General features: G+C 61.8%; 24 protein-coding genes, 5 tRNA genes and 1 pseudogene. 13 read left to right on the forward strand and 17 right to left on the reverse strand.

Annotated elements, in window-relative coordinates; all coding sequences use genetic code 11:
- Positions 1-17: 17 nt before the first annotated feature.
- Complete coding sequence (locus LCM4573_RS12020; RefSeq protein ID WP_071006516.1) at positions 18-1,001, forward strand: phosphoadenosine phosphosulfate reductase family protein; 984 nt, start codon at positions 18-20, stop codon at positions 999-1,001.
- Positions 1,002-1,059: 58 nt separating this feature from the next.
- On the opposite strand, the gene LCM4573_RS27235 is transcribed toward LCM4573_RS12020, so the two are convergent.
- Positions 1,060-1,296, reverse strand: coding sequence for a DUF6894 family protein (locus tag LCM4573_RS27235; protein WP_083347410.1), 237 nt, complete (start codon positions 1,294-1,296; stop codon positions 1,060-1,062).
- Between the two features lie 113 nt (positions 1,297-1,409).
- Here LCM4573_RS27235 and LCM4573_RS12030 point away from each other — a divergent pair, with 113 nt between their 5' ends.
- Both LCM4573_RS12030 and LCM4573_RS12035 read left to right on the forward strand, forming a co-directional pair.
- Positions 1,410-1,595 (forward strand): hypothetical protein, encoded by a 186-nt coding sequence (locus tag LCM4573_RS12030; protein ID WP_157895502.1) that lies wholly within the window; start codon positions 1,410-1,412, stop codon positions 1,593-1,595.
- Positions 1,595-2,686, forward strand: a complete 1,092-nt coding sequence (locus LCM4573_RS12035) for a tyrosine-type recombinase/integrase (protein ID WP_071006519.1) — start codon at positions 1,595-1,597, stop codon at positions 2,684-2,686. The genes LCM4573_RS12030 and LCM4573_RS12035 overlap by 1 nt, the downstream gene beginning before the upstream one ends.
- 8 nt (positions 2,687-2,694) lie before the next feature.
- On the opposite strand, the gene LCM4573_RS12040 is transcribed toward LCM4573_RS12035, so the two are convergent.
- From LCM4573_RS12040 to LCM4573_RS12060, 5 genes are all read right to left on the reverse strand, one after another.
- Positions 2,695-2,771, reverse strand: a tRNA-Arg gene (locus LCM4573_RS12040).
- A 43-nt stretch (positions 2,772-2,814) separates the two neighbouring features.
- Complete coding sequence (locus LCM4573_RS12045) at positions 2,815-3,120, reverse strand: ETC complex I subunit (RefSeq protein WP_071006520.1); 306 nt, start codon at positions 3,118-3,120, stop codon at positions 2,815-2,817.
- 50 nt (positions 3,121-3,170) lie between these two features.
- A tRNA-Pro gene (locus LCM4573_RS12050) sits at positions 3,171-3,247 on the reverse strand.
- An 81-nt stretch (positions 3,248-3,328) separates the two neighbouring features.
- Entirely contained in the window at positions 3,329-3,799 is a 471-nt protein-coding gene (locus LCM4573_RS12055) for a DUF192 domain-containing protein (RefSeq protein WP_071006521.1), read from the reverse strand.
- Entirely contained in the window at positions 3,799-4,377 is a 579-nt protein-coding gene (locus LCM4573_RS12060; RefSeq protein WP_071006522.1) for a cold-shock protein, read from the reverse strand. The genes LCM4573_RS12055 and LCM4573_RS12060 overlap by 1 nt, the downstream gene beginning before the upstream one ends.
- A 193-nt stretch (positions 4,378-4,570) precedes the next feature.
- Between LCM4573_RS12060 and LCM4573_RS12065 the strand changes: the two are divergent.
- The 6 genes and pseudogenes from LCM4573_RS12065 to LCM4573_RS12090 form a co-directional block, all read left to right on the forward strand.
- Positions 4,571-5,008 (forward strand): annotated as a pseudogene (locus tag LCM4573_RS12065) (VOC family protein); the annotation flags it as partial.
- Between the two features lie 134 nt (positions 5,009-5,142).
- Positions 5,143-5,688, forward strand: coding sequence for a hypothetical protein (locus LCM4573_RS12070; protein WP_131818959.1), 546 nt, complete (start codon positions 5,143-5,145; stop codon positions 5,686-5,688).
- A gap of 124 nt (positions 5,689-5,812) precedes the next feature.
- Positions 5,813-5,887 (forward strand) — tRNA-Glu (locus tag LCM4573_RS12075).
- 58 nt (positions 5,888-5,945) lie between these two features.
- A tRNA-Glu gene (locus tag LCM4573_RS12080) sits at positions 5,946-6,020 on the forward strand.
- Between the two features lie 161 nt (positions 6,021-6,181).
- Positions 6,182-6,607, forward strand: a complete 426-nt coding sequence (locus tag LCM4573_RS12085; RefSeq protein WP_071006524.1) for a PACE efflux transporter — start codon at positions 6,182-6,184, stop codon at positions 6,605-6,607.
- Positions 6,608-6,793: 186 nt separating this feature from the next.
- A tRNA-Glu gene (locus LCM4573_RS12090) sits at positions 6,794-6,868 on the forward strand.
- A gap of 38 nt (positions 6,869-6,906) precedes the next feature.
- Here the strand turns inward: LCM4573_RS12090 and recJ are convergent.
- From recJ to LCM4573_RS12110, 4 genes are all read right to left on the reverse strand, one after another.
- Entirely contained in the window at positions 6,907-8,730 is a 1,824-nt protein-coding gene (gene recJ, locus LCM4573_RS12095) for a single-stranded-DNA-specific exonuclease RecJ (protein ID WP_071006525.1), read from the reverse strand.
- 103 nt (positions 8,731-8,833) lie between these two features.
- Positions 8,834-10,156, reverse strand: coding sequence for a homoserine dehydrogenase (locus tag LCM4573_RS12100; RefSeq protein ID WP_071006526.1), 1,323 nt, complete (start codon positions 10,154-10,156; stop codon positions 8,834-8,836).
- Positions 10,157-10,215: 59 nt separating this feature from the next.
- On the reverse strand, positions 10,216-11,433 hold the full coding sequence (locus LCM4573_RS12105; RefSeq protein WP_071006527.1) for an LL-diaminopimelate aminotransferase: 1,218 nt from the start codon (positions 11,431-11,433) through the stop codon (positions 10,216-10,218).
- A gap of 100 nt (positions 11,434-11,533) precedes the next feature.
- Positions 11,534-11,941, reverse strand: a complete 408-nt coding sequence (locus LCM4573_RS12110; RefSeq protein WP_071006528.1) for a hypothetical protein — start codon at positions 11,939-11,941, stop codon at positions 11,534-11,536.
- A 136-nt stretch (positions 11,942-12,077) separates the two neighbouring features.
- Here LCM4573_RS12110 and LCM4573_RS12115 point away from each other — a divergent pair, with 136 nt between their 5' ends.
- Genes LCM4573_RS12115 through radC form a run of 4 tightly spaced genes read left to right on the forward strand, consistent with a single transcriptional unit; the run spans position 12,078 to position 16,341 of the window.
- Complete coding sequence (locus LCM4573_RS12115; RefSeq protein WP_071006529.1) at positions 12,078-13,928, forward strand: alpha/beta hydrolase; 1,851 nt, start codon at positions 12,078-12,080, stop codon at positions 13,926-13,928.
- An 11-nt stretch (positions 13,929-13,939) separates the two neighbouring features.
- Positions 13,940-14,659 (forward strand): DNA/RNA nuclease SfsA, encoded by a 720-nt coding sequence (gene sfsA, locus LCM4573_RS12120; protein WP_071006530.1) that lies wholly within the window; start codon positions 13,940-13,942, stop codon positions 14,657-14,659.
- A gap of 24 nt (positions 14,660-14,683) precedes the next feature.
- Positions 14,684-15,520 (forward strand): type I methionyl aminopeptidase, encoded by an 837-nt coding sequence (map, locus tag LCM4573_RS12125; RefSeq protein WP_071006531.1) that lies wholly within the window; start codon positions 14,684-14,686, stop codon positions 15,518-15,520.
- A gap of 2 nt (positions 15,521-15,522) precedes the next feature.
- The gene (gene radC, locus LCM4573_RS12130) at positions 15,523-16,341 is read left to right on the forward strand and encodes a DNA repair protein RadC (RefSeq protein WP_071006532.1); all 819 of its coding nucleotides are present in this window, start codon (positions 15,523-15,525) and stop codon (positions 16,339-16,341) included.
- Positions 16,342-16,343: 2 nt separating this feature from the next.
- Here radC and LCM4573_RS12135 read toward each other — a convergent pair whose 3' ends face one another.
- From LCM4573_RS12135 to LCM4573_RS12165, 7 genes are all read right to left on the reverse strand, one after another.
- Complete coding sequence (locus LCM4573_RS12135) at positions 16,344-18,155, reverse strand: ABC transporter ATP-binding protein (protein ID WP_116285448.1); 1,812 nt, start codon at positions 18,153-18,155, stop codon at positions 16,344-16,346.
- The gene (locus tag LCM4573_RS12140; protein WP_071006534.1) at positions 18,152-18,916 is read right to left on the reverse strand and encodes a DUF1028 domain-containing protein; all 765 of its coding nucleotides are present in this window, start codon (positions 18,914-18,916) and stop codon (positions 18,152-18,154) included. Before LCM4573_RS12140 ends, LCM4573_RS12135 begins: the two co-directional genes overlap by 4 nt.
- Before the next feature lie 3 nt (positions 18,917-18,919).
- Positions 18,920-20,704, reverse strand: a complete 1,785-nt coding sequence (locus LCM4573_RS12145; RefSeq protein WP_071006535.1) for a gamma-glutamyltransferase family protein — start codon at positions 20,702-20,704, stop codon at positions 18,920-18,922.
- A gap of 21 nt (positions 20,705-20,725) precedes the next feature.
- Positions 20,726-21,595, reverse strand: coding sequence for an ABC transporter permease (locus tag LCM4573_RS12150; protein WP_071006536.1), 870 nt, complete (start codon positions 21,593-21,595; stop codon positions 20,726-20,728).
- Positions 21,592-22,539, reverse strand: coding sequence for an ABC transporter permease (locus tag LCM4573_RS12155; RefSeq protein WP_071006537.1), 948 nt, complete (start codon positions 22,537-22,539; stop codon positions 21,592-21,594). The genes LCM4573_RS12150 and LCM4573_RS12155 overlap by 4 nt, the downstream gene beginning before the upstream one ends.
- Positions 22,540-22,606: 67 nt before the next feature.
- Positions 22,607-24,118 (reverse strand): ABC transporter substrate-binding protein, encoded by a 1,512-nt coding sequence (locus LCM4573_RS12160; RefSeq protein ID WP_071006538.1) that lies wholly within the window; start codon positions 24,116-24,118, stop codon positions 22,607-22,609.
- A gap of 76 nt (positions 24,119-24,194) precedes the next feature.
- Positions 24,195-24,926 carry a FadR/GntR family transcriptional regulator gene (locus LCM4573_RS12165; RefSeq protein WP_407071729.1) on the reverse strand — a complete coding sequence of 244 codons (732 nt, stop codon included), beginning with the start codon at positions 24,924-24,926 and terminating at the stop codon, positions 24,195-24,197.
- Between the last annotated feature and the right edge of the window lie 53 nt (positions 24,927-24,979).

The following is a 24,979-nucleotide window of genomic DNA, read 5'->3' on the forward strand; positions in this document are numbered from 1 at the left end:
GTGCGGGGTGAAGCCGAATGATGCATGTCGTTTCTGTTTCTGGCGGAAAGGACAGTACGGCGACCTACTGCCGGGCGATCGAGCGCGGCTTGCCTTTCCGCGCCGTCGCGGCCGATACCGGCAACGAACACCCAGCCACCTATGAGGCTGTCAACAGTCTCCATCTAAAGACCGGCGGCCCCAAGGTCGAATGGGTGAAAGCGGACTTCTCTCAGCAGATTGCCGGAAAGCGGGCCTTTATTGAAAAAAATTGGGAGAAGCATGGAGTTCCCGCCGATCTCGTGGCCCGTGCGCTAGCGGTGCTCCACCCGACTGGCAATCCTTTCCTTGACCTATGCCTGTGGAAAGGCCGCTTTCCCAGCCGCAAGGCGCAGTTCTGCACGGAAGAACTGAAGGTAAATCCGATTGACCAAAAGGTCACGAGGCCGCTGCTGGCGACAGGCGCGACGGTCATTTCCTGGCAAGGTGTCCGCGCCGCTGAAAGTGAGGTCCGAAAGTACCTGCCGCCATTTCAACGTGTCGGTGGTCATGAAGACCTGCCGGGCCAACTCTACGTTTATCGGCCGCTCCTGCGCATTGAGAGCGTCGAGGAGGTGTTCGCGATCGCGCGGCGGCACGGCGTTGATCCGAACCCTCTTTACGGCTGGGGCTTGCGGCGGGTCGGCTGCTTCCCTTGCATCAACTGCGCCAAAGCCGAGCTCGCGCTTGTCGATCAACATTTCCCCGAACAGATCGACCGGCTGGAAGAGTGGGAAGCGATCGTAAGCGACGCCTGCAAGCGCGGCTATTCGACTTTTTTCAATCTCGTCAATGATCCCGTGATGCAGGCTGAGTGGCTTGAATTGGAACGCACCGGCTTGGCGATAGAGAGATTTTCGCTCGAACAGTTCGGCATCCGCCGCATGGTCGAGTGGGCAAAAACTGATCGCGGCGGTCGGCAATATTCCCTGCTCGCTCGCGACTTCAACACCGTCTGCAATCAATGGGGAGCCTGCGAATGACCAATGACCGAACCCCATCGCCCGCAACGAGGGAGGAAGGCCGATGATCTTCCTGGCCTCAATCGAACCGCAAAACGGACCTGAAAGGCAGTTCGCCCACCACCGTCCCCTGCTCGTTGCTGATGACGAAGCATTCTCCGTCGATCGCCYCACCCAATCGGACCTTCTCCGCCAGGATCTCCCGCGCGGCATCGACGGCTTCCTCGTAGGCAATCTCTACCGAGGGGAGTTCGGCGCCAATCCAGTCTTCATCCAACTCGCCGTCGCGTCGGACGTGGAAATAGAACTTTGGCATGCGGAAACCACTGTTTTTTCAGGCCCGAACCTATGCGGTCACTCTTCGTTCCATGGCGAAAGCTCCTCTCGGCCTGTGGACAACCAGCCTGTGGAAAACGGGGAAAGCGGGGATTGATGGGACGCCGCGCCGTAGCCTTTACCGAAGATTCAGTGTCCCGCGCGATCCGCGCCGTAAAGAAGGCGGGCGTCGAGGTCAAGACCATTCGCATCGAGCCGAATGGTTCCGTTGTGATCAACGGGGATAACGGGGAAATCACCGAAAGGCAGATTGAAGAAAGTGCGGGTGGCTATCTCTGATGGAGGACATGCCACGCCGCCGCTACCAGTATGTTCAGCGCCAAATTACCAGACACGGTTCGGTTGTCTGGTATTTCCGCGTGGGTGATGGACCGCGGACGCGCCTGCCGGATGAATATGGTTCGAAGGAGTTTGTCGAGGCCTGGAAGGCTCTCATGTCAGGGCAATCGATCGAAAAGCAGCCCGCTGGCAAACACACCCTCCAATGGTTGGTGGACAAGTACCAGCAAAGCGCCGCCTTCAAGGGCCTGAAAGCGTCGACCCAGGCTAACCGCCGCAACATCCTGAAAAAGGTATGTGAGACCGGCGGAAAACTCCTCGTCTCCCAGATCAATCGAACTACAATCGCCGCCGGCCGTGACAGGCGGGCAGAAACTCCCCACGCCGCCATCAATTTCATGAAGGTAATGGGATATCTCTTCGAGTGGGCTGTCGATGCAGGCTATGCGAAGATCAATCCAGTTCGCGAGGTCAAGCGCCCGAAGGTGAAGTCCAGCGGCTTCAAGCCATGGACAGCAGAAGATGTCATCGCATTCTACAAAAAGCACGGCGCCGGGACGCAAGAACGTCTGGCGCTGGAGATCATGCTATTCACCGGTCTCAGGCGAAGCGATGCTTATAGGCTCGGCCCGCAGCATATCAAAAACGGGGTAATCGAGATCCGCGCCCAAAAGAACGGAGAAGAGCTATTCATCCCACTCGACCCGATCTTGGCATCGTCTTTGGAAAAGGTTCAGACGGGCCATCTCGCCTATCTCGTGACGCCCAAACACGGGCGGCCATTCAAGAGTGAAGCGTCGTTCGGGAATTGGTTCGGGAAAGCGTGCGCAGATGCGGGAGTGAGCGGACGAGCGCACGGCATCAGAAAACAGGTTGCGCAAAGGCTTGCCGAAGCCGGGGGAAGCAATGCCGAGCTGAAGGCCCTATTTGGCTGGAACTCGGATGCGATGGCTGCACTCTACACGAGAAACGCCGACAAGCGGAAGCTTGCCCAGGCGGCGGCAGAGAAACTAAAGGCGAACAGCCTATCCCCTCACCCCAATGACGGTGAGGGGTTGAGTGGAAATAACGAAGGGAAAGCAGGTACTTAGAAAAGTGCTGGCGACCCCTGTAGGACTCGAACCTACGACCTGCTGCTTAGAAGGCAGCTGCTCTATCCAGTTGAGCTAAGGGGCCTAACCTTCTGCCGCTGTTCGGCATTCTGCCCGGCAGCGGGATGCTAGTGCGTCCAGGGCTGGAAGCGGTTAAAGCGGAAATTGTCGGTATAGGATACCACCTGACGGGCGGCCTCCTTCGGCAGGATGACCCGATATTCGATGCCCTCGCGCTTGGCATAGGCTTCTGCCTGCTCGCGCGTTTCGAATGTCAGCTTCACCTGCTGCTTCATGTCACCGGAAGAAGTATAGCCAAGGATGGGATCGATGCGGCGTGCCTGCTCCTGGTCAAATTCCAGAACCCATAGATGGGTCTTGGCCTTGCCTGACTGCATGGCGGTCTTGGCGGGACGATAAATCTTCGCAGACATTCTTAACACGCTCCATCAAGGGATTGGCCAATCGGCATCCTCTTAAAGCGTGGTCGGAGTGGAGAGATTCGAACTCCCGACCCTCTGGTCCCAAACCAGATGCGCTACCAGACTGCGCTACACTCCGTTCCGACGCTGTGTGCCGAATACAACGTTCGGCTCCGTGCCGCAACTTCAAAATGGAGTTGCCTGCCAGTGGCCAACAGGTTCAGCGTCGATTGCCGATGCGGCCGCTGGTGACACGGTCGCCAACCCGGATTCCGAGTGCTTTCACACGCCCGGCATTGAGTTCCAGCACGAATTTCACCGCCCCGTGCGAATCGATGATGTTTTCCGAAAACGGTTCGGCATTCTCGTGGATATGCGAGATTCGCCCATCGCTGCGGATGAAAAGCATGTCGAGCGGCAGGATCGTGTTCTTCATCCACATGGCTACCGGCCGGGCCGCGCCGAAATCGAACAGCATGCCCGCATCCACCGGCATCTTCTCGCGATTCATCAGCCCCTGGGACCGCTGGTCCGGCGTCAGTGCAAGCTCCACGGAAAAAACGTGACGACCGCTCGCGGTTTCGATCGTCAATTCCTCCCGGTCAAAGCTTACCTGCGCGAAGGCAAGCCCCGCCATGAACATAAAAAGCGCCACGAGGGCGCCTTTCGTCACTATGAAAGATCCGTTCATCAGTGCGACCGACCTGCGGGATTGGGATTGTCCGGATGGATTTCCGCCGCCATCAATCCCTTGTCGCCATTGCCGAAGCGTACCAGCACCACCTGCCCCGGCCTAAGCTCGGTCAGACCGAAACGGCGAAGCGTTTCCATGTGCACGAAGATATCCTCGGTGCCCTCCCCGCGCGTCAGGAAGCCGAACCCCTTGGTCCGGTTGAACCATTTGACCAGCGCCCGCTCCAGCCCGCTGGTGGGCACGACCTGTACATGGGTGCGCACCGGCGGCATCTGCGAGGGATGCACGGCCGTCGATTGATCCATGGAGAGGATGCGGAAAACCTGGTAGCCGCGCTCCCGCTTCTGGATCATAGCGACGATCCGCGTTCCTTCCAGAATGGTTTGGTAACCGTCACGGCGCAGGCAGGTCACGTGCAGCAGGACATCCTGCATGCCGTTGTCGGGAACGATGAAGCCGAATCCCTTGGCCACATCGAACCACTTCACTACGCCGGTGATTTCAAGCAGTTCGACCGGCTCGCCGGAGAGCTCCTCGAAATTGGCAACGCCTTTCGATGACATCCTGTCTGCCATATCTGTCGGCCCCTCGACTACGCGTTACGATGTGACGGTACGCTGATTCTCGAAGGATAGTTTAACATCTCGCTAACCATCCAGCGCAAGTACCCGTCTTGGCTTTATCCACCTCCTTCTATCTATGGTGGCTTGCTCCAGGCTGGCGGCTGCGCAATATCGCCCTGCTACTTAATGCTTAAGGAGGAACGGCATGCGCTATCTTCATACCATGGTCCGCGTCAAAGACCTCGATGCCTCGCTTCATTTCTACACGACGATTTTCGGCCTCAAGGAAGTGCGCCGCTCGGAGAACGAGAAGGGCCGCTTTACGCTCGTCTTCCTGGCTGCCGACGAAGATGTGGAGGCCGCCCGCGCCGGCGGTGCCCCCTGCGTCGAACTCACCTACAACTGGGATACGGAAGATTACACCGGCGGCCGCAACTTCGGCCATCTCGCCTATGAGGTCGACGATATCTATGGTTTCTGCCAGAAGCTGATGGACAACGGCATCACCATCAATCGCCCGCCGCGCGATGGCCGCATGGCCTTCGTCCGCTCACCGGACGGCATTTCGATCGAAATCCTGCAGAAGGGCGCAGCATTGGCATCCGCCGAACCCTGGGCTTCCATGCAGAACACCGGAAGCTGGTGRAATCCCGCCCGGCGCGGGAGTTTCCTTCCGCACCGGCCTTGTCCTTCCCGCTTCATCGCGAAATGCTGGAAGCGATGATTCGCGGCATCAGCGCTGCGAAAAGAACCTCGGTGGGCCAGGTCTTGTCGAAAATGCCGTCATTTCCTCGCAACGATCTCCTGAGGATTGGCGCCTTCTGCCTGGCCGCAATCATGCTTTCCGGCTGCATGACGGCAAAGAAGCCTGCGGAAGTCGCAAGCGACGCCGATTCTTCCGCAGCCGCAGCGACGAAACAGCAAGGCGCCCGCGGCATACTCGCCAAAGGCGGCGAAACCACCGCGAACGGCTATGTCGACCCTTATGTCCGCTCCGCCGCCTCGCTGAGTCAGCAAGCCGCAAACGTAGCGACGGAATCGCCGGTGCCTGAAAATCCCGCCGCCGCTACCCAACCCGCATCGCTTGCCGAACTCGTGACGCACCCGACGGGAATCCGTGCCGGCAGCGTCAGCATCTTTTCCGGCCAGGCGCCCGCGGCCTATGCGGAGCCTACCGACACAGCCTCCATACCGGCTGGCCAGCCGACCCAGCGCATCAGCGCGACAACCGGCAGCGTCTTCAGCGCCGCACCGCAGAATTCATCTGCCGCAGATGCGCCGGCATGCGGAACGGACACCCAGGGCCAGCCCCTAAGCTGCTGATTTCACAAGCCTACTCTCAAGATATCCACGGTTTTTCGGAGCTGTCATTTTTTTGCAAAAAAGTCTGTTTTGGCGCTTGCGGGAAAGAAATCACCCCACTATAAGAGCGCTCACCGCAGCGCACGCGCCCTTCGTCTATCGGTTAGGACGCCAGATTTTCATTCTGGAAAGAGGGGTTCGATTCCCCTAGGGCGTGCCACTCTTCCCCGTTTCTATACATCCTTTTTCGTAGTATGGTGCTGATCTTCGGACAGCAGGCGCCCATCGTCTAGCGGTCAGGACGCCGCCCTCTCACGGCGGCAACACGGGTTCGAGTCCCGTTGGGCGTACCAGATCTCATGGTCTCGGCAGCACCTTCATGTAAGATGGCCCCCGCGCCTTTCGGCCTCGCCTTGCGAGGCATGCCGCAAGCCACTATATGGCGGTTCAAGCGAGGACGACCTCCCCCATCTGGGAAATCATTCGGGACGGCCCGGTACACTGGATGGGAAAAATGCGTACGACCGGCGATCGCATCCGCCACGCTCTCAGCTTCGAAATCATCGGTCTTCTGACCGTCGTGCCGCTCGGCGCCTGGGCATTCAGCATGCCGGCGCACGATATCGGCATCGTCGGCGTCGTCAGCGCGACGCTCGCCACGGGTTGGAACTATCTTTACAACCTGCTCTTCGATCACGCCCTGCTGAAACTCGGCAAAAGCCTGGAGAAGAGCCTCGCCACGCGCGTCCTGCATGCGCTTCTCTTCGAAGTCGGCCTGCTGATCGTGCTGATGCCGTTCATCGCCTGGTATCTCGGCGTAAGCCTGCTCCATGCGCTGGTGATGGACGTGTCCTTCGCCCTCTTCTATGTCGTCTATGCTTTCGTCTTCAATTGGGCCTACGACCGGATCTTTCCGCTGCAGCTCGCGCAGGAATCATAGTTGCCGCACGATCACGCTGCCCGACCTGCACGGCGGCGCGATCGGCCTAACCGGCTGTTTCCGCTTTTCTTTCGACCTGAAAAGGCAAGCGCTTTCCACCAATATTTTTTTGCACGCCCGAAGGGAAAAACGCATTTTTGCGCTTGCGGGAATCCCATGCCCTCTCTATAAGGGCGCTCACCGCACGCGCCCTTCGTCTATCGGTTAGGACGCCAGATTTTCATTCTGGAAAGAGGGGTTCGATTCCCCTAGGGCGTGCCACTTCTTCCCTGATTTTTCAGTTGGTTTCAGCTTTCTGCTCACAAAGCAGGTGAAGCGTCGAGAATGCGCAGCTGCATGCGGCGATTGCCCTGCCACTGGTCCGCGCTGAGGCAGCCGGCCACGTGGATCTGATTGCCGCGCGAGTTGAGGAGCAGGTTGCCGAGCGGTGTGTCCGCGGCCCGGAAGGCGATGCCATCAAGCCGCGTCCCATCGGCCGATTCCAGCGTGACCTTCACATGCGCGGTGCCCACCATGCGGACGTCCTTCACCCTATGCGCCGGGATCGCGAAGACCGGCTGGGCATGGCCCGAGCCGAAGGGTCCCGCCTGCTCGATCTGGTCGAAGAGGTCGAGCGTCGCGCCTGAGGCCGAAAGAGCGCCGTCTATCTTCAACACATGGTTGGCGACCAGCACCGGCACCTTTTCCGCCGCCGTTTCCTCGAAGAAGGCGCGCAGACGTCCGAGATTGCCCCGCTCCACCGTCAGGCCCGCTGCCATTGCGTGGCCGCCGCCCTTCACGAGAAGCCCCGCCTCCACGGCCGCCCGAACCATGCGGCCCATGTCGAACCCATTGATCGAACGGCCGGAACCTGTGCCCTTGCCCGAGGGATCGAATGCGATCGCGAAGGCGGGCCGCTTGAACTTCTCCTTGAGCCGCGCGGCGATCAGGCCGACTATGCCTGGATGCCAGCTCTCGCGTGCCGTCACCAGCACCGAGGCGCCCTCGCCATTGCCGTATTCCGCCAGCACCTCGGCTTCCGCCTCCGCCAGCATCGCGGCTTCCATGGCCTGGCGCTCCCGGTTCAGCTCGTCCAGCCGCCCGGCGATCACCTCCGCCTCGGTCGTATCGTCCATGGTCAGCAGCCGGCTCCCGAGCGCCGCGTCGCCGATCCGCCCGCCTGCATTGATGCGCGGCCCGATCAGAAATCCGAAATGATAGGGCGTCACGGGCCCGCCGAGTCCTGCCTTGCGGAAGAGCGCCGCAAGCCCTGCATTTCCCATATGCCGAGCTGCGATCAGCCCCTTCACCACATAGGCCCGGTTGAGCCCCTTGAGCGGCACGACATCGCAAACCGTCGCCAGAGCCACCAGATCGAGCCAGACAAGCAGATCGAGCGTACGCGCCCGCTCGTCGCCCCGCTCGCGGAGCAGCCGCGCGGTCGCCACCAGCACCATGAAGACGACGCCCGCCGCACAGAGATGCCCCTGCCCAGAAAGATCGTCTTCCCGGTTCGGATTGACGAGCGCGAGGCAGGGCGGCAGCTCCTGGCCAAGCTGGTGGTGGTCGATCACCACGACGTCACAGCCTTCGTCCCGGGCTGCACCGAGTGCATCATGGCTCGTAGAGCCGCAATCGACGGTGACGATCAGGCTCGCGCCATTGGCGATAAGCTGGCGGATCGCTGCCGGATTGGGGCCGTAACCCTCGAATATGCGGTCGGGAATGTAGATCTCGGCCTGAATGCCGAAATGGCGAAGGAAACGGTAGAGGATCGCCGAGGAAGCCGCGCCGTCGACATCATAGTCCCCGAAGATCGCAACCCGTTCCCCGGCCTTCACCGCCGCCGCCAGCCTTCCAGCCGCCTTCTCGCAATCGGTCAGCGTGAAAGGTTCCGGCATCAGCGAGCGTATGGTGGGGTCGAGAAAGGCCGGCGCCTCGTCCATTCCCACACCGCGGCCTGCCAGAACGCGGGCAACGAGTTCGGGAATGCCGTGCACCTGCGCGATCCCAAGCGCGCGGTTCTGCGCCGCCTGGTCGAGGCGCGACACCCATCGCTGATCGCTTATGGAGCGCTCGACGTTGAGGAATGCCCGCGGCACGGGATCGATCGCCTCGGCCGCCGATTGGAGTCCGCTAATCATTCTGGTCATCAACCGCTTGTAGCGCATCGCCTGTAAAAGCGGAACGCCCGGCATGTCACCGGGCGGTGGATAGAGGTGTTGATAACCCGATCGAAAGAGAGCTCTAGAATGCCTTCGGCCGCTCGATGCGGATCACCTGCGGCTCGCCGATCAGATAGCTTTCCGCCTTGACGGCAGCCACCGCCTTGCGCACGGAATCCTCGGTCGTCGCGTGGGTCACGAGGATGATCGTCTTGAACTCCGAGGTCCCGGCATCCGGCCGCGCGCGCTGCACGATCGATTCCAGCGAAATGCCGTTCTCGGCCATGCGCGCCGCGATGCTGGCGAAGACGCCGGTGCGGTCGGCCACGGTCAACCGGATAAAATAGCCCCCCTCGTGGCTGCGCATCCGTGCACGCTTGTAGGGCGCGAGCGCCGCTGCCGGCGTACCGAGAACGGGCACGCGCTGGGCGCCCGGACGGCTTTTGGCGATATCGGCGATGTCGCCGAGCACCGCGGAGGCGGTGGCGCTGCCCCCTGCTCCCGGCCCCACCATCAGAAGTTCGCCGAGGATATCGGATTCGATCGCCACCGCATTGGTGACGCCATCCACCTGCGCGATGACGCTGTCATGCGGCACCATGGTCGGATGCACGCGCTGCTCGATCCCGCCCTCGGTCTTCTGGGCTACCCCGAGAAGCTTGATGCGGTAGCCGAGATCGGCGGCCGCATGGATATCCTCGATAGAGATATTGCTGATGCCTTCGAGATAGATTTCATCGGCGGCGATCTGCGTGCCGAAAGCGAGCGTAGTGAGGATCGCAAGCTTGTGGGCCGTATCGTTCCCCTCGATATCGAAGGTCGGATCGGCCTCGGCATAACCCAACCGTTGTGCATCCTTCAGGCAGGCTTCGAAGGAAAGTCCCTCCTTCTCCATCCTCGTCAGGATGTAGTTGCAGGTGCCGTTCATGATGCCATAGACGCGCGAAATGGTATTGCCGGTGAGCGACTCCCTGAGAGCCTTGATGACCGGAATGCCGCCTGCGACCGCCGCTTCGAAATTGAGAAGGGCGCCCTTTTCCTCGGCAATCGCCGCAAGCTCAACGCCGCAGCGGGCGAGCAGCGCCTTGTTGGCCGTCACCACGTGGAGACCACGGGCGAGTGCAGCGCGAACCGAAAGATCGGCCGGGCCGCTCGCTCCGCCCATCAGTTCCACGAAAACGTCAATATCGGCTTCGGCAGCCAGCTTTTCGGGTGTGTCGAACCATGTGACGCCGGAAAGATCGATGCCCCGATCCCGGCTCTTGTCGCGGGCGCTAACGGCCGTAATCTCGATCGCCCTGCCGCAGGTGACGGCGAGTTCGTTGGCGCGGCTCTGGATGATCCGCACCAGCGATGCGCCAACGGTTCCAAGACCCGCAATGCCGACTTTGAGGGCGTCTGCCATGCTGCTTTTCCTGACTATGGAAGATCGGCGGCCCGGCCGGGCCGCCTGGATGGATTGCCTCAACGGTGCGCGTTGAGCGAAATCACGTTGTGCATCGTGTCGTCGGCCGTCGAGAGGAACTTCTTGATGTTCCGCGCTGCCTGGCGGATGCGGTGCTCGTTCTCGACCAGCGCGAGACGCACATAGTCGTCGCCCTGTTCGCCGAACCCGACGCCGGGGGCAACCGCGACGCTCGCCTTCTCAACCAGGAGCTTGGAGAATTCCAGCGAGCCGAGATGGCGGAACTTCTCGGGGATCTTCGCCCAGGCGAACATTGTGGCGGCTGGCGGAGGAACCTCGAAGCCCGCCTTGCCGAAGCTTTCCACCATCACGTCACGGCGGCGGCTGTAGACGTTGCGCACTTCGGCGATATCGGAGCCGTCGCCGTTGAGCGCATGGGTCGCGGCCACCTGGATCGGCGTGAAGGCGCCGTAATCGAGATAGGACTTCACCCGCGTCAATGCCGAGATCAGCCGCTCGTTGCCGACCGCAAAGCCCATGCGCCAGCCGGGCATGGAGAAGGTCTTCGACATGGAGGTGAACTCCACGGCGACATCGATCGCGCCCGGCACCTGCAGCACGGAGGGCGGCGGATCGCCATCGAAGTAGATTTCCGAATAGGCAAGATCCGACAGCACGAGAATGTCGTGCTTCCTGGCGAAGCTCACCACTTCCTTGTAGAAATCCAGCGTCGCGACATGCGCCGTCGGGTTGGACGGGTAGTTGAGGATCAACGCAAGCGGCTTCGGAATCGAATGCCGGACCGCCCGCTCCAGCGGCGGAAAGAAGCTGTCATCCGGCTCGACCGAGATGGAGCGGATCACGCCGCCGGCCATCAGGAAGCCGAAAGCATGGATCGGATAGGTGGGATTCGGGCACAGAATGACGTCGCCCGGCGCGGTGATCGCCTGCGCCATGTTGGCGAAACCCTCCTTGGAGCCGAGGGTCGCGACGACCTGCGTTTCAGGGTTCAGCTTCACGCCGAAGCGGCGGGCATAATAGGCGGCCTGGGCGCGGCGCAGACCCGGAATTCCCTTGGAGGAAGAATAGCGGTGCGTGCGCGGGTCCTGAACCACTTCGCAAAGCTTTTCGACGATCGCCTTGGGCGTCGGAAGATCGGGGTTGCCCATGCCGAGATCGATAATGTCGGCGCCACCCGCTCGCGCGCTCGCTTTCAAACGGTTGACCTGTTCGAAAACGTAGGGCGGCAAACGCCGGACTTTATGAAACTCTTCCATGTTATTCCCCGGGAAGGATGATAAAACCCAAGTTAGCCGCTCAATCTTGGCGCATCTTGGGCAGTTTTGCTTTGAGAGCAATTCGCTCAAAACGCAAGAACTAATTCTCGATCTGGGCCTGGGCAGCGCTTCCATGTTCGGCGGCGAGCTTTCTGAGCTCGTTCACCTGGCGCTGATACTCGGCTTCCGAGATCGCGCCGGAGGCTCGCGCTCGGCCGAGCGCGGCAAGACGGCCTTCACTGGTGGAGGCGTCGTCATCGGCAATTTGCGTATTGGCGGCGGTGAGCTGCTTGTCGAAGGTCGGATAGGTGCCCGTCTTGCGCAGGGTCACCGGGCCCGGCGCAGGTCCGCTCGCGGGCGCCACGACCGTTGCGGTCGGCGCGGTATTCGGGATGCCGTCATCGAGCGCAAAGCTCTTGCTGTTACAGCCGGCGAGCGCAACAGGCATCACCAGGCCGAGGCCTATGAAAAAGGAAAATCTCCCGATCCGGTGCCTCAGTTTTTCCATTTCCGTTGTCCAGTTGTCATGCCCCGAACACGCTTCGCCCGAAGGTGTCGATTTCTGGCACTTGTATTCGTTTTCGGGCACAATGTACAAACGAAAACAACAACAAGCTGGACAGGATTTCCTGAGGAGGCTGCGAGTGGCGCAAAAGACCGGGGAAACGGGGCAATCGGGACAGGATTTCCCGGGCTTCGACCCTAAAACGGTCGAGGCCTACATGGTCAAGGACCCGCACGCCTTGGCCATGAATCTCGCCCGTGCGCTCGAAAATCTCGGCAAGGCCGCTTCCGAATGGCTCCGTCCGCGCGAAAGAGGCGAGGTCTCTGATTCCATCGCCGATCCGGTCACCGATCTCGTGAAGACCATGTCCAACGTGGCCGAATACTGGATGTCCGATCCCAAGCGGACGCTGGATGCGCAAACCATGCTGCTTTCCAGCTATATGGGCATCTGGATGCGCACGCTGGATCGGCTTTCCGGCCAGCCTGGAGACGAGGAAGCCGAACCTCCGCGGAAGGACAAACGCTTTGCCGACGAGGACTGGACGAAAAACCCCTTCTTCTCCTTCCTGAAACAGACCTACCTAGTGACCGCGGACTGGGCGGACAGGCTCGTCACCGAAGCGGAAGGTCTCGACGATCATACAAGGCATAAGGCCGCCTTCTATGTGAAGCAGATCACGGCGGCGCTCTCGCCGGCCAATTTCGTGCTGACCAATCCGGAGGTCTATCGCGAAACGATCGCCACCAGCGGCGCCAACCTCGTTGAAGGCATGCGCATGCTGGCGGAGGACATCGCGACCGGCGGCGGGGAGTTTCGGCTGCGCCAGACGGATCAATCCAGCTTCGCCGTCGGCCGGAATCTGGCCGTCACGCCCGGCAAGGTGATCGCCCGCAACGAGGTCTGCGAGATTCTGCAATATGAGCCGAGCACGGAAACGGTCCTGAAGCGCCCGCTTCTCATCTGCCCGCCCTGGATCAACAAGTTCTACATTCTCGATCTCACGCCGCAGAAGAGCTTTATCAAGTGGTGCGTCGATCAGGGCCACACGGTTTTCGTGATCTCTTGGGTCAATCCCGACGAGCGCCATGCGAGCAAGGACTGGGAGTCCTACATTCGCGAGGGCATAGATTTCGCGCTCGAAACGATCGAGAAGGCGACGGACGAAAAGAAGGTCAACGCCATCGGCTATTGCGTCGGCGGCACCTTGCTCGCCGCCGCGCTCGCCCTGCACGCGCAGGAAAAGGACCGCCGCATCGCATCCGTCACCTTCCTCACCGCGCAGGTGGATTTCACCCATGCGGGCGATCTCAAGGTCTTCGTCGACGAAGAGCAGCTCGCCGTCATCGAAAAGCAGATGGATGCGCTCGGCTATCTCGAAGGGTCGCGCATGGCGGTGGCCTTCAACATGCTGCGCGCCTCTGAGCTGATATGGCCCTATGTGGTCAGCAACTATCTGATGGGACAGGAGCCCCTGCCCTTCGACCTGCTCTACTGGAATTCCGACAGCACCCGCATGGCTGCCGCCAATCACGCCTACTATCTGCGCAACTGTTATCTCAGCAACAATCTCAGCAAGGGCGAGATGAAACTCGCCGGCAAGGTGATCTCGCTGAAGGACATCAACATACCGATCTACAACCTCGCGACCCGCGACGATCATATCGCGCCCGCTAAATCCGTCTTTACCGGCTCCTCGCTTTTCGGCGGACCGGTGGAATTCGTGCTGGCCGGTTCCGGCCATATCGCCGGCGTCGTCAACCCGCCGGAAAAGCAGAAGTACCAATATTGGACGGGCGGCAGCAGTCACCAGGAACGATATGAGGACTGGCTTTCCACTGCGAGCGAGACGAAGGGGTCCTGGTGGCCCCATTGGCATGCCTGGGTCGAGGCCAGGGACGCCGACCGCGTGCCGGCGCGCAAACCCGGCGGCGATGCGCTCGAAGCGATTGCCGATGCGCCCGGCACCTACGTACTTGCCCGCGCCTGACCCCATCCGCAATGCTGTTTGATCCGCCTCTCGTTCCCGCCACCCTGCTGCAACGCTACAAGCGTTTCCTGTTCGATGCCGTGCTGGAGGATGGCACGCCGTTCACCGGCTCGTGCCCCAATACCGGCTCCATGCGCGGGCTGACCACACCCGGCTCGCGGATATGGGTTTCCGAGCACGACAGCCCCACCCGCAAGTATCGGCACATGTTCGAGATGATCGAGGCGGACGGCACGCTCGTCGGCATCAATACCGGGCTTCCGAACCGCCTTGCCGAGGAAGCGATCCGCGCCGGGCTGCTCCCAAGCCTCACCGGCTATGAAACGATCCTGCGGGAGCAGCGATACGGCCGCAATTCGCGCATCGACTTCCTCCTGCTTGGCGAAGGCCTCCCCAATGCTTATGTCGAGGTCAAGAACGTGCATTTCATGCGCGAGCCGGGTCTTGCCGAATTTCCGGACACCGCCACGAAGCGCGGCGCCAAGCATCTCGAAGAGCTGGGCGACATGGCGGAAGCAGGTCACCGGGCGGTGATGCTCTATCTTGTGCAGCGGCAGGATTGCACGCGCTTCAGGATCTGCGCCGATCTCGACCCGCTTTATGCAGCCGCCTTCCGTCGAGCGACGGCCCGCGGAGTCGAGGCCTATGCGCTGCACTGCCGGGTAACACCGCATGAAATTGCCGCGACCGGGCTGATCGCCATGGACGAACCGGCCCCGGCTGTTTTATGAACGAAGAGATTGCGGGAAATAAACATGGTCAGTTACATTGAGGCGGTCTCCGCCCCTCCGAAGAATACGGGTGCGATCCGCCTCTATAGCGCGGAAGATTTCGTGGGCATGCGCAAGGCATGCCTCCTGACGGCGCGCTGCCTGGACGAGCTTGCGGCAATCGTCAAGCCGGGTGTCGCCACCAGCACGATCGACCGTTTCATCTTCGAATTCGGCATGGATCACGGCGCGCTTCCAGCGACGCTGAATTATCGCGGCTATACGAAATCCTCCTGTACCTCCATCAATCATGTCGTCTGTCATGGCATTCCGGACGACAAGCCGCTCCGCGAGGGTGATATCGTCAATATCGACGTTACCTATGTCCTGGACGGCTGGCACGGAGATTCGAGCCGGATGTATCCGGTGGGAGGCGTGAAACGCGCCGCCGAGCGTCTGCTGGAAGTCACCTATGAATGCCTTCTGCGCGGCATCGCGGCCGTCAGGCCTGGYGCCCGCACCGGAGCGATCGGCGAAGCCATCCAGACCTATGCCGAGGCAGAACGTTGCTCCGTGGTGCGCGATTTCTGCGGCCACGGCGTCGGCAGGCTCTTCCACGATTCGCCGAACATCCTGCATTACGGCCGCTCCGATGAAGGGCCAGAACTGAAAGAGGGTATGATCTTCACCATCGAGCCGATGATCAATCTCGGCAAGCCGCATGTGAAGGTCCTCTCCGACGGCTGGACGGCGGTCACCCGCGACCGTTCCCTTTCGGCGCAGTATGAACATACCGTCGGCGTCACGGCGACCGGTTGCGAGATCTTGACGCTGTCGCCGGACGGCTTGGACCGCCCCGGCTTGCCGCCGCTCCCGAGATAACCATGCCAGGTCGCCGCGACGCCCCGCCGGAAGATGACAATGAGTTCGCCTTCGACGGGATGGCGGACGAACGGGGCTTCTTCTCGGAAAGCATTTCGAAATCCCGGCCGCTGAAAAAATCCTCGCCGGCCCCGGCTGACGATAGCAAGCATGCGCATTATCACGGCCACCGCGAGCGGCTGCGCAACCGCTACCGGGAGCATGGCGATACTGCGCTCGCCGACTATGAAATCCTCGAACTGCTRCTCTTCCGGCTGATCCCGAGGCGCGACACGAAGCCGATTGCCAAGGCGCTGCTCGATCGCTTCGGCACGCTTGCCGGCGTATTCGGCGCGCCCGCCTCACTGTTGCAGGAGGTCAACGGCGTCGGCGAAACCGTGGCATTGGACCTGAAGCTCATCGCCACCGCCGGCCACCGGATGCTGAAAAGCGAGCTGCGCGGCAAGCAGGTGCTTTCCTCATGGTCGGCGGTGATCGACTATTGCCATGCGGCCATGGCCTACGAGGCACGCGAGCAGTTCCGCATCCTGTTCCTCGACAAGCGCAATGCCCTGATCGCCGACGAGGTGCAGGGCCAGGGCACGGTCGACCATACGCCCGTCTATCCACGGGAGGTGGTGCGCCGCGCTCTGGAACTTTCCGCCACCGCCATCATCCTGGTGCACAACCACCCGAGCGGCGACCCTACCCCGTCGCGCGCCGATATCGAGATGACCAAGACGATCATCGATACAGCCAAGCCTCTCGGCATCACCGTCCATGACCACATCATCATCGGCAAGGATGGCCATGCCAGCCTGAAAGGCCTCAGGCTGATCTGATCTCACGCCACCTGCACCAGGTGGCCTTCGGAAACCTCTCGGTATTCCCGCTTTGGCGGCCGGTAATCCATCGAACGCACCGGGCTCTTCAATTCCTCGTTCGAGATGCCCCGCCGGATGCCGCGGCGCGAAGGATCGGGCACGGGAACCGCCGACATCAGCTTCTTTGTGTAGGGATGCTGCGGGTTGTCGAAGACCGCCGCGCGCGGGCCGATCTCGACGATCTCGCCGAGATACATGACCGCCACGCGATGGCTTACCCGCTCCACCACGGCCATGTCGTGGCTGATGAAGAGGAAGGCGAGGTTCAAGCTCTGCTGCAGGTCGAGAAGCAGGTTGCAGACCTGCGCCTTGATCGATACGTCGAGCGCCGAAACGCTTTCGTCCGCCACGATAACCTTGGGATCGAGCGAGAGCGCGCGGGCGATGGCGATGCGCTGGCGCTGGCCACCTGAAAACTCGTGCGGATAACGCCCCATCATCGCCGGCGAAAGACCGACGCGCTCGAGCAGATCGGCCGTCTTGTCGCGAGCGTCCTTCGCGCTTCCGAGCTTGTGCTTGATGAAGGGCTCCGCGATCGCCGCACCCACAGTCATGCGCGGATTGAGGGAGGAGAACGGATCCTGGAAGATCATCTGCACGCTCTTGCGCAGATTGCGCAGGCCGGATTGGTCCAGCCGCCGCACATCATAGCCGTCGAGCAAGACTTCCCCGCTGGTCGGCTCGATCAGCCGCATGATTGAACGACCGGTTGTGGACTTGCCGCAGCCGGATTCACCGACCAGTGACAAGGTTTCGCCCTGGAAGAGATCAAAGGAGATATCCTCGACCGCATGCACGGCACCCGTCTGGCGCGAAAAGAGGCCGGAACGGATGGGGAAACGAGTCACGAGATTTTTCACCGACAGTACCGGCGTCTTGCCGGCGTCCACCGTCTCGGAAACTTCGGCCGGCTCCGCCGCCTCGCCGGTCCTGATATCGACGACCGGAAAGCGTGTCGGCCACTTGCGCTCCCTCATGGAACCGAGCTTCGGCACGGCCGAAAGCAGCGCGCGCGTATAAGGATGCCTGCCGCGCAGGAAGACCTCTTCCGTCAGCCCGCTCTCCACCTGCTCGCCGCGATACATCACGATCGTCCGGTCGGCGATCTCCGCCACCACGCCCATGTCATGGGTGATGAAGAGGACGGACATGCCCTCTTCTTCCTGCAGCACTTTGATGAGGTCGAGGATTTGTCCCTGAATGGTGACATCGAGCGCGGTTGTCGGCTCGTCGGCGATCAGCAGTTTCGGTTTCGAGGCAAGCGCCATGGCGATCATCACGCGCTGGCGCATGCCGCCGGAAAACTGGTGTGGGTACTCATCGAAGCGCGAACCGGCATTCGGGATGCGGACCTTTTCGAGCAGCCGAACGGTTTCGGCGCGCGCCTCCTGCTTGGACAACCCCTTGTGGCGGATCAGCACCTCGGAAATCTGCCGGCCGATCGTGAAGATCGGGTTCAGCGAGGTCATCGGCTCCTGGAAGATCATCGACGCATCGTTGCCGCGCACGCCACGCATCTCCTTCTCGGAAAGCGCAAGGATATCCTTGCCGGCAAGCCTAATATTTCCCTCGATCCGGCTTGAGCCCGGCGCCAGCAGCCGCATGATCGAAAGCGAGGTCACGCTCTTGCCCGAACCGCTCTCGCCGACGATCGCCACCGTCTCGCCCGCGCCCACATCGAAGGACATGCCGCGCACGACGCTTTTCCAGCCGCCATCGACGAGGAAGGAGGTGGTGAGGTTCTCGACGGAGAGGACGGGGGATTCGCTCATTGCGGTTTCCATGGGGTTGCGAAGGATGCGGAGGGGCGGCCTTCCGCCTCCCGTGCAGCTTCGAGTTCGGCAATCTTCTGGTCGATGACGCGGCGGTCGAGCATCCCGTGCGGGTTCTCGCGCGTCGGCATGGTCTCGGCCACATACAGGTAGCGCTCCTGCGCCACGGCATAGAGACGGCGCAGCTCGGCAAGCGGATCGGCGTGGTCGTCAGCGTTGATCTTGAGCCAGGGATAATCCTGGTCGCGATAGATGACGAGCGCGGCGGACTGCCTGCCGCGCTTGTCGCCGCCAGCCGCCTCGCCCGCATCCATCGCGTCGAGCAGGCGTTCGGCCAGGGGCGCTCCTGCCGCGGCGCGTTCCTTGTAGACCCGCAGCGTTTCGGCAATCACCTGCGGCCCGGCAAGCATGTTGCCGGCAACCGAGACGTTCTCCTCCACGAGATGCCCTGCCCAGTCGATGCAGCTCTCACCTGTAAAGGCGGCGTTGCGACCCTCGGCATCGATCAGATGCATCTGACGCTGGCGGTGGCCGCCGTCGCGCGCGGTGAGCATCTCGATGATCTCCCCCGGCGATTTACCCTCCTCGAGAAGCTTCAAGCCGTCGGTGCCGTAGAGCGGGCTCACAAAGGCCTGGGTGGCGATGGCGCCCACCCTGCCCTTGATATGCGGCACCGCGCAGCCGACTGCGAAGAAGCGGCTGGCGACGGCAACGCCGAAATGGCCGCTCTCGGGATCGCGCGCGACGATCGACCAGGTCATGCCCTACCTCCCGACCGCATAGGCCTGCATGAGCCGCGGTGTGGCAGCGGCGCGCAGGAGGCCGTCCGCATCGCGGCGCGCTGCCGTCAGGCGGCCGACGCTCCAAGGATCGGCGACGGTGACCTTGTGGCCGCGGCGGCGCAATTCATCGAGCGTGGCGGCGCCGATATTGCTTTCGACCATGATCTCGCCCGGCGAGCTGGTACGCGGATAAAAGGAGCCGGGGAAATGTGAGGTGTGGAAGAGCGGCATGTCGATCGCCGCCTGCAGGTTCTTGCCGTGATGCGCGTAACGCAGGAAGAACGGTAGCTGCCACTGGTCCTGCTGATCGCCGCCCGGTGTGCCGAAGGCGAGTGTCGGACGCCCCTCATGCAACGCGAGCGACGGCGTAAGCGTGGTGCGCGGACGCTTGCCTGGAGCGAGAGACGTCGGCAGGCCCGGTTTCAACCAGAACATCTGTGCCCGCGAATTCAGCGCGAACCCTAGGCCGGGAACAATGGGCGAGGATTGCAGCCAGCCGCCGGATGGCGTGGTCGAGACCATGTTGCCCCAGCGGTCGATGACGTCGATATGGACCGTGTCGCCCTTCTTTTCGGAAAGGTGCGCCATGGTCGGCTCATAGACGGCGCCCTTGCCGCTCATTTCGGCGAGCATCGACAGGGTCAGATCGAACTGGTTGTCATAGCCCGGCACCCGGCCCGGCCGAAGTTCGAGCGACGCTTCCTTGCCGATCAGCTTGCGGCGCTCGTCGTTATAGCCGTCGGAAAGCAGGTATTCGGTCGGCACCTGCGCGAATTCCGGATCGCCGTAATAGACCTCGCGATCGGCGAAGGCGAGCTTCATGGCTTCCACGACGTGGTGCACGAAATCCGGCCCGGCCGGATCCATGGCAGCGATATCAAATCCCTTGAGCAGTGCCAGAGACTGCAGGAGTACCGGGCCCTGCCCCCAGGCTGGCGTCTTGGCGACCGTCCAGTCGTGGTAATCAAAGGTCTGCGGGGCTTCGATCGTCGCCCGCCAGTTGGCCATGTCTTCCGCCGTCAGCACGCCCTTGTGGCGAGAGCCGCTCGCATCCATTACCTCGGCGTCGCGCAGATAGGTATCGATCGCCTCCGCCACGAAGCCGCGATAGAAGGCGTCCCGCGCCGCTTCGATCTGGTTTTCGCGGCCGCTCTTGGCTTCGGCTTCCGCGATGATCCGCTTCCAGGTCTCTGCCAGAACAGGATTCTTGAAGTTGGAATGCGGCTCCGGCACAGAGCCGCCCGGCATCCAGGTCTCGTAGGAGGTCGGCCACTCCTTCTCGAAGAATTCCGCCAGTCCCTTGATGGTGGCCGAAACGCGCGGCAGCATGGGATGYCCGTGCTCGGCATAATAGATAGCCGGCTCAAGAACCTCTCGCACGCTCATCGTGCCGTAGTCGCGCAGCATCAGCATCCAGCCGTCGAAGGCGCCGGGAATCACCGTGGCGAGCAATCCATCGCCAGGAATGAGCTTCAGCCCCTCGGCGGTATAGTGCTCGATGGTCGCGCCGGCAGGCGCCGGTCCCTGCGCGCAGATGACCTCCACCTTGTCCTTTCTCTTCGAATAGATAACCGCCGGCATGTCGCCGCCGGGCCCGACCAGATGCGGTTCGACGATCTGCAGCACGAAGCCGGTTGCGACCGCCGCATCGAAGGCATTGCCGCCCTTTTCGAGGATCGCCATGCCGACCGCGGAAGCGATCCAGTGGGTGGAGGTGACGACGCCGAACGTGCCGAGGATTTCGGGTCTCGTGGTGAATTCAGTCATTCCATTCGTCCTTTATGAAACTCATGCTTCGCGGGGATCCAGCGCGTCGCGAAGGCCGTCGCCGAGCAAATTGAAGCCGATAACGACAAGGAAGATCGCCGCCCCCGGCCACATCGCCATCCAGGGCGCCTGTGTCAGGAAATTCTTGGCGACGTTCAGCATCGACCCCCAGCTCGGTGCCGGCGGCTGCTGGCCGAGGCCGAGGAAGGAAAGGCTCGCCTCGGCGATGATGGCGGTTGCGACCGTCAGTGTCGCCTGTACGATGATCGGCGCGAAGACGTTCGGCAGGATATAACGGGTCATGATGTCGACATGGCCGAGACCGATGGCGCGAGCGCCTTCCACATAATCCTCCGTCTTGACCGCCAGCACCTGGCCGCGCGTGAGCCGCACGAAGATGGGCATGGCCGAGAGGCCGATCGCGATCATCGCGTTCATCAGGCTGGGGCCAAGGAAGGCTGCAAGCGCGATTGCGGTAATGAGGAAGGGCATGGCAAGCAGCGCCTCGGTAATGCGCGAGATCACCATGTCCACCCAGCCGCCGAAATAGCCCGAGACGAGCCCGAAGGGCACGCCGATGACGACGGCGATGGCAACCGAGACCACGCCGGCGAGAAGCGAGGCCTGTGCGCCCCAGATCATCCGCGAGAGGATGTCGCGGCCGATGTCGTCAGTGCCCAGCCAGTGGGCGGCCGATGGCGCCTTGCGGATGGCGGACCAGCTCGTCGCCAGCGGATCGGAGATCGGCAGGACTGGAGCAAGCACGGCGAGTGCGGTGAAAAAGAGGATGATGATGAGACCGACGAGAGCGCTCCCGTTAGCCTTCATCTTGCGCCAGGCGCGGCTCGGTTCGCGCGCCGCTACGGGCACGGTATCTTGAAGCACGGTCATAGGGTCGCCCTCAGACGCGGATTGAGCAGAACATAGAGAACGTCCGCCACGAGGTTCATCAGGATGAAGCCGACTGCCGTGCAAAGCACGATGCCTTGCACGACCGCATAGTCTCGGTTGAAGACGGCATCGACAATCAGCTTGCCGAAACCGGGAATGGTGAAGATCTGCTCGGTCAGCACAGCCCCGGCCAGAAGCTCGCCGAAGAGCAGCGCCGAGAGCGTCACCACYGGCAGCAGCGCATTGCGAAATCCGTGGCTGAGGATGACTTCGCGCGGCGAAAGCCCCTTGGCCCGAGCGGTGCGGATATAGTCGGCGCTGAGCACGCCAAGCATGGCCGAACGGGTATGGCGCATCACCTGCGCCGCGAGCGCGGTCGCCAGCACGAAAGCCGGCATGATCATCGTCTGGACGGAGCGCACGGGATCGACGAAGATGGATTCATATCCCGATGCCGGCAGCCAGCCGAGCTGCACCGAGACCAGCAGGATCAGCATGATCCCGAGCCAGAAGTTCGGCACGGAAAGGCCCGAGAGCGCCACGATATTTGCGATGTAATCGAGAACGGTGTTCTTCTTCACCGCGGCGAGAATGCCCATCGGAATGCCGATCAACAGAGAGATGACCATCGCCATTACGGCGAGCTGAATCGTTACCGGCAGCTTTTCCATCACGAGTTCGAGCACCGGCTGGTTGGTGCGCAGCGATATGCCGAAATCGCCGGTCACGATACCGCCGAGCCAATGGATGTACTGTACCGGAACCGGGTCGTTCAGATGGTATTTTTCCCGCAGGAATTCGATCGTCGCCGGGTCGCGCTCCTCGCCGGCCATGGCCAGAATGGGATCGCCGGGCAAGAGCTTCTGCAGCGAGAAGACGAAGATGGAAATGATCAGCAGTGTCGGGATCGCGACCAGCAATCGCTTTCCGATATAGACAGGCATGGCGTGCCCTCATTTCTTGAAAGGAACGCCGCGCGGACCGTGACCGATCCGCGCGGTCGGAAAGAGATCAGCCTTCGTTCTTCACGCCCTGGAGGCGGATCATGCCGTCCGGCGACGGCACGAAGCCGGTGACGCTCCTTTTGGAGGCCCATATCCAGGACTGATGGCCGAGGTAGATGATCGGCAGGTCATCGTTGAGGATGACGCTGGCGGCATCGTATTTTTCCTTGCGAACCTCGTCATCCGTCGAAGCGCGCGCCTCGTTAAGCAGCTTGTCGACTTCCGCGTTGCAGTACTTGGTGTCGTTGATGCCGCCGCCGCAGGAGATGAACTGATGGATATTGCCGTCGGGGTCGACGCGGCCGGACCAGTCGGAGCGGCTGAGCTGATAGTTGCCGCGGGTCTGCTCATCCAGAAGCGTTGCGAACTCCGTGGATTTCAGGCTCACGTCGAAACCGGCCTCGGCAACCATCGACTGGACGATCTGCATCATCTGGGCCGCGACGGGATTGTTCGGAACCTGCAGCTCGACCGGCACGCGCTCGAAGCCTGCTTCCTTGATAAGGGCCTTGGCTTTATCAAGGTCGCGGGGCTGCACGGGGAGGTCCTTGTTGTACCAGGGGCTGGTCGGCGGGAACGGCTGGTTGCCGGCAACCGCCGTGCCTTCATAGACGATCTGGTTCAAGGCATCGCGGTCGATCGCCAGCGAGAAGGCCTGACGCAGGCGCTTGTCCTTGCCGAACGGGTTGTCGGCGCGCGGCCCGTTGGCGATATTGGTATAGAGCGCCATGTAGCCGATGTTCACGACGGCCTGATAATTGAGCGCTGCGTCGTCCTTCACCGAGGCGGCATCGGTCGCGGCAAGACGCTCGATCATGTCCAGATCGCCGGCGCGCAGGTTGGCCAGACGAACCGTGGTATCCGGGATCGGAAGATAGGTGACCTTGTCGATGAAGACATTGTCCTTGTTCCAGTAGTCCTGGAACTTCTCCAGCACGATGCGGTCCTGCTGGATGCGCTCGACGAACTTGAACGGGCCCGCGCAGACCGGCTTGTTGCCGAAATTGGCGCCGAGTTCCTGGGCGGCTTTCGGTGAGACGATCATGCCGGCGCGGTCGGAAAGCTGGGCGAGCAGCGTCACATCGGGCTGTTTCAGCGTGAACTTGACTTCGTAGTCGCCGGCCGCCTCTACCTTCTCCACGGAAGCAAGCTCGCTCTTGCGGCGCGATTCCGGCAGGGTCATGTTGCGTTCGATGGTCGCGACCACGGCCTTTGCATCGAAATCCGTGCCATCGTGGAACTTCACGCCCTCCCGGAGCTTCATGGTCAGCTCCTTGGCGTCAGCGGACCAGTTCCATTCCGTCGCGAGCTGCGGCACGATCTTCAGGTCCGGCGAGACATCGACCAGCTTGTCGCACATCGCGGTATAGACGATGCGGCCGACGAAAGTTCGGGACTGGGCGGGATCGAGGACGTCGGGATCGTCCTGGAGGCCGATGCGCAGTTCGGCGGAAGCGGCCGGAAAGGCCAGGAAAGCGCCGGCCAGCAGCGCCGCTGTGAGCTTGAAAATGGGTTTCATCCGATTATCCTCTGTTCTGTTCCCGTTTTTGTTCTTTGCCGGTTCACGGCCTGCGGGGCTTCGAAAGCCCCTGCCCTCAGCCGGTTTCGCTGAGGGAATTCAGCTCCTCATGCTCCATCGATGTGACGCGGATGAGCACTTCCTGTAGCCCCAGAAGATGCTCGCGYATGGCCTCGCCCGCCCGAGCCGGATCGCGGGCCGCGATGGCATCGACGATGCGTTCATGCTGCACATGGATGACACCCTGATCCCGCCGGCTGCTGCGGGCGCGCTCGCGGATCACCTGCCAGGCATCGTCCTCGCGGACACGGTTGATGACGTCGAAGACCGTCAGGAAAAGCTGGTTGCCGGCGCTCTGGGCGATCTGCCGATGAAAGGCGCTGTCCCAGAGCTCCTTGGCGTCCGCATCGTCGCTCTCGGTGATCTTGCGGCAAATCTCCCGCATCTTCTCCACATCGCGAGGCTTTGCACGCAGCGCGGCGAGCTGCGCGAGTTGGGGCTCGACGCGCAGGCGCACCTCCATGATCTCCAGGAAATCGGTCCCCGCAACGATCCGGCCGAGGTGGCCGTCCCAATCGCTGGGACGCTCGCCGACGAAGGTGCCGGAACCCTGCCGGCGCCAGACCGAGCCTTCCGCCTCCAACACTTCCAGCGCCCGCCGGACCGCCCGGCGACCGATGCCGAGCATTTCAGCCAAGGCCCGCTCGGTCGGGAGGCGGCCATCGCTGGCGAGTTCGCCCGCCTGCAAAAGCTCTCTCAGCTTGTCCAGCGCATATACCGAGTTGTTGGAAGCGCTCCCCTCTGCCACCTGCACCATCACTTGAACCAATTTTCGATTGGTTCAGTTGGATGGCATTTCAA

The organism is Rhizobium sp. LCM 4573, assembly GCF_001854865.1.
Lineage (GTDB): Bacteria > Pseudomonadota > Alphaproteobacteria > Rhizobiales > Rhizobiaceae > Neorhizobium.

Coding starts and splice junctions, on each gene's coding strand:
- LCM4573_RS12020 (WP_071006516.1), top strand. CDS start 18: ATGATGCATGTCGTTTCTGTTTCTGGCGGAAAGGACAGTACGGCGACC.
- LCM4573_RS12035 (WP_071006519.1), top strand. CDS start 1,595: ATGGAGGACATGCCACGCCGCCGCTACCAGTATGTTCAGCGCCAAATT.
- LCM4573_RS12045 (WP_071006520.1), bottom strand. CDS start 3,120: ATGTCTGCGAAGATTTATCGTCCCGCCAAGACCGCCATGCAGTCAGGC.
- LCM4573_RS12055 (WP_071006521.1), bottom strand. CDS start 3,799: ATGAACGGATCTTTCATAGTGACGAAAGGCGCCCTCGTGGCGCTTTTT.
- LCM4573_RS12060 (WP_071006522.1), bottom strand. CDS start 4,377: ATGGCAGACAGGATGTCATCGAAAGGCGTTGCCAATTTCGAGGAGCTC.
- LCM4573_RS12070 (WP_131818959.1), top strand. CDS start 5,143: ATGCCGTCATTTCCTCGCAACGATCTCCTGAGGATTGGCGCCTTCTGC.
- LCM4573_RS12085 (WP_071006524.1), top strand. CDS start 6,182: ATGCGTACGACCGGCGATCGCATCCGCCACGCTCTCAGCTTCGAAATC.
- recJ (WP_071006525.1), bottom strand. CDS start 8,730: ATGATTAGCGGACTCCAATCGGCGGCCGAGGCGATCGATCCCGTGCCG.
- LCM4573_RS12100 (WP_071006526.1), bottom strand. CDS start 10,156: ATGGCAGACGCCCTCAAAGTCGGCATTGCGGGTCTTGGAACCGTTGGC.
- LCM4573_RS12105 (WP_071006527.1), bottom strand. CDS start 11,433: ATGGAAGAGTTTCATAAAGTCCGGCGTTTGCCGCCCTACGTTTTCGAA.
- LCM4573_RS12110 (WP_071006528.1), bottom strand. CDS start 11,941: ATGGAAAAACTGAGGCACCGGATCGGGAGATTTTCCTTTTTCATAGGC.
- sfsA (WP_071006530.1), top strand. CDS start 13,940: ATGCTGTTTGATCCGCCTCTCGTTCCCGCCACCCTGCTGCAACGCTAC.
- LCM4573_RS12135 (WP_116285448.1), bottom strand. CDS start 18,155: ATGAGCGAATCCCCCGTCCTCTCCGTCGAGAACCTCACCACCTCCTTC.
- LCM4573_RS12140 (WP_071006534.1), bottom strand. CDS start 18,916: ATGACCTGGTCGATCGTCGCGCGCGATCCCGAGAGCGGCCATTTCGGC.
- LCM4573_RS12150 (WP_071006536.1), bottom strand. CDS start 21,595: ATGACCGTGCTTCAAGATACCGTGCCCGTAGCGGCGCGCGAACCGAGC.
- LCM4573_RS12160 (WP_071006538.1), bottom strand. CDS start 24,118: ATGAAACCCATTTTCAAGCTCACAGCGGCGCTGCTGGCCGGCGCTTTC.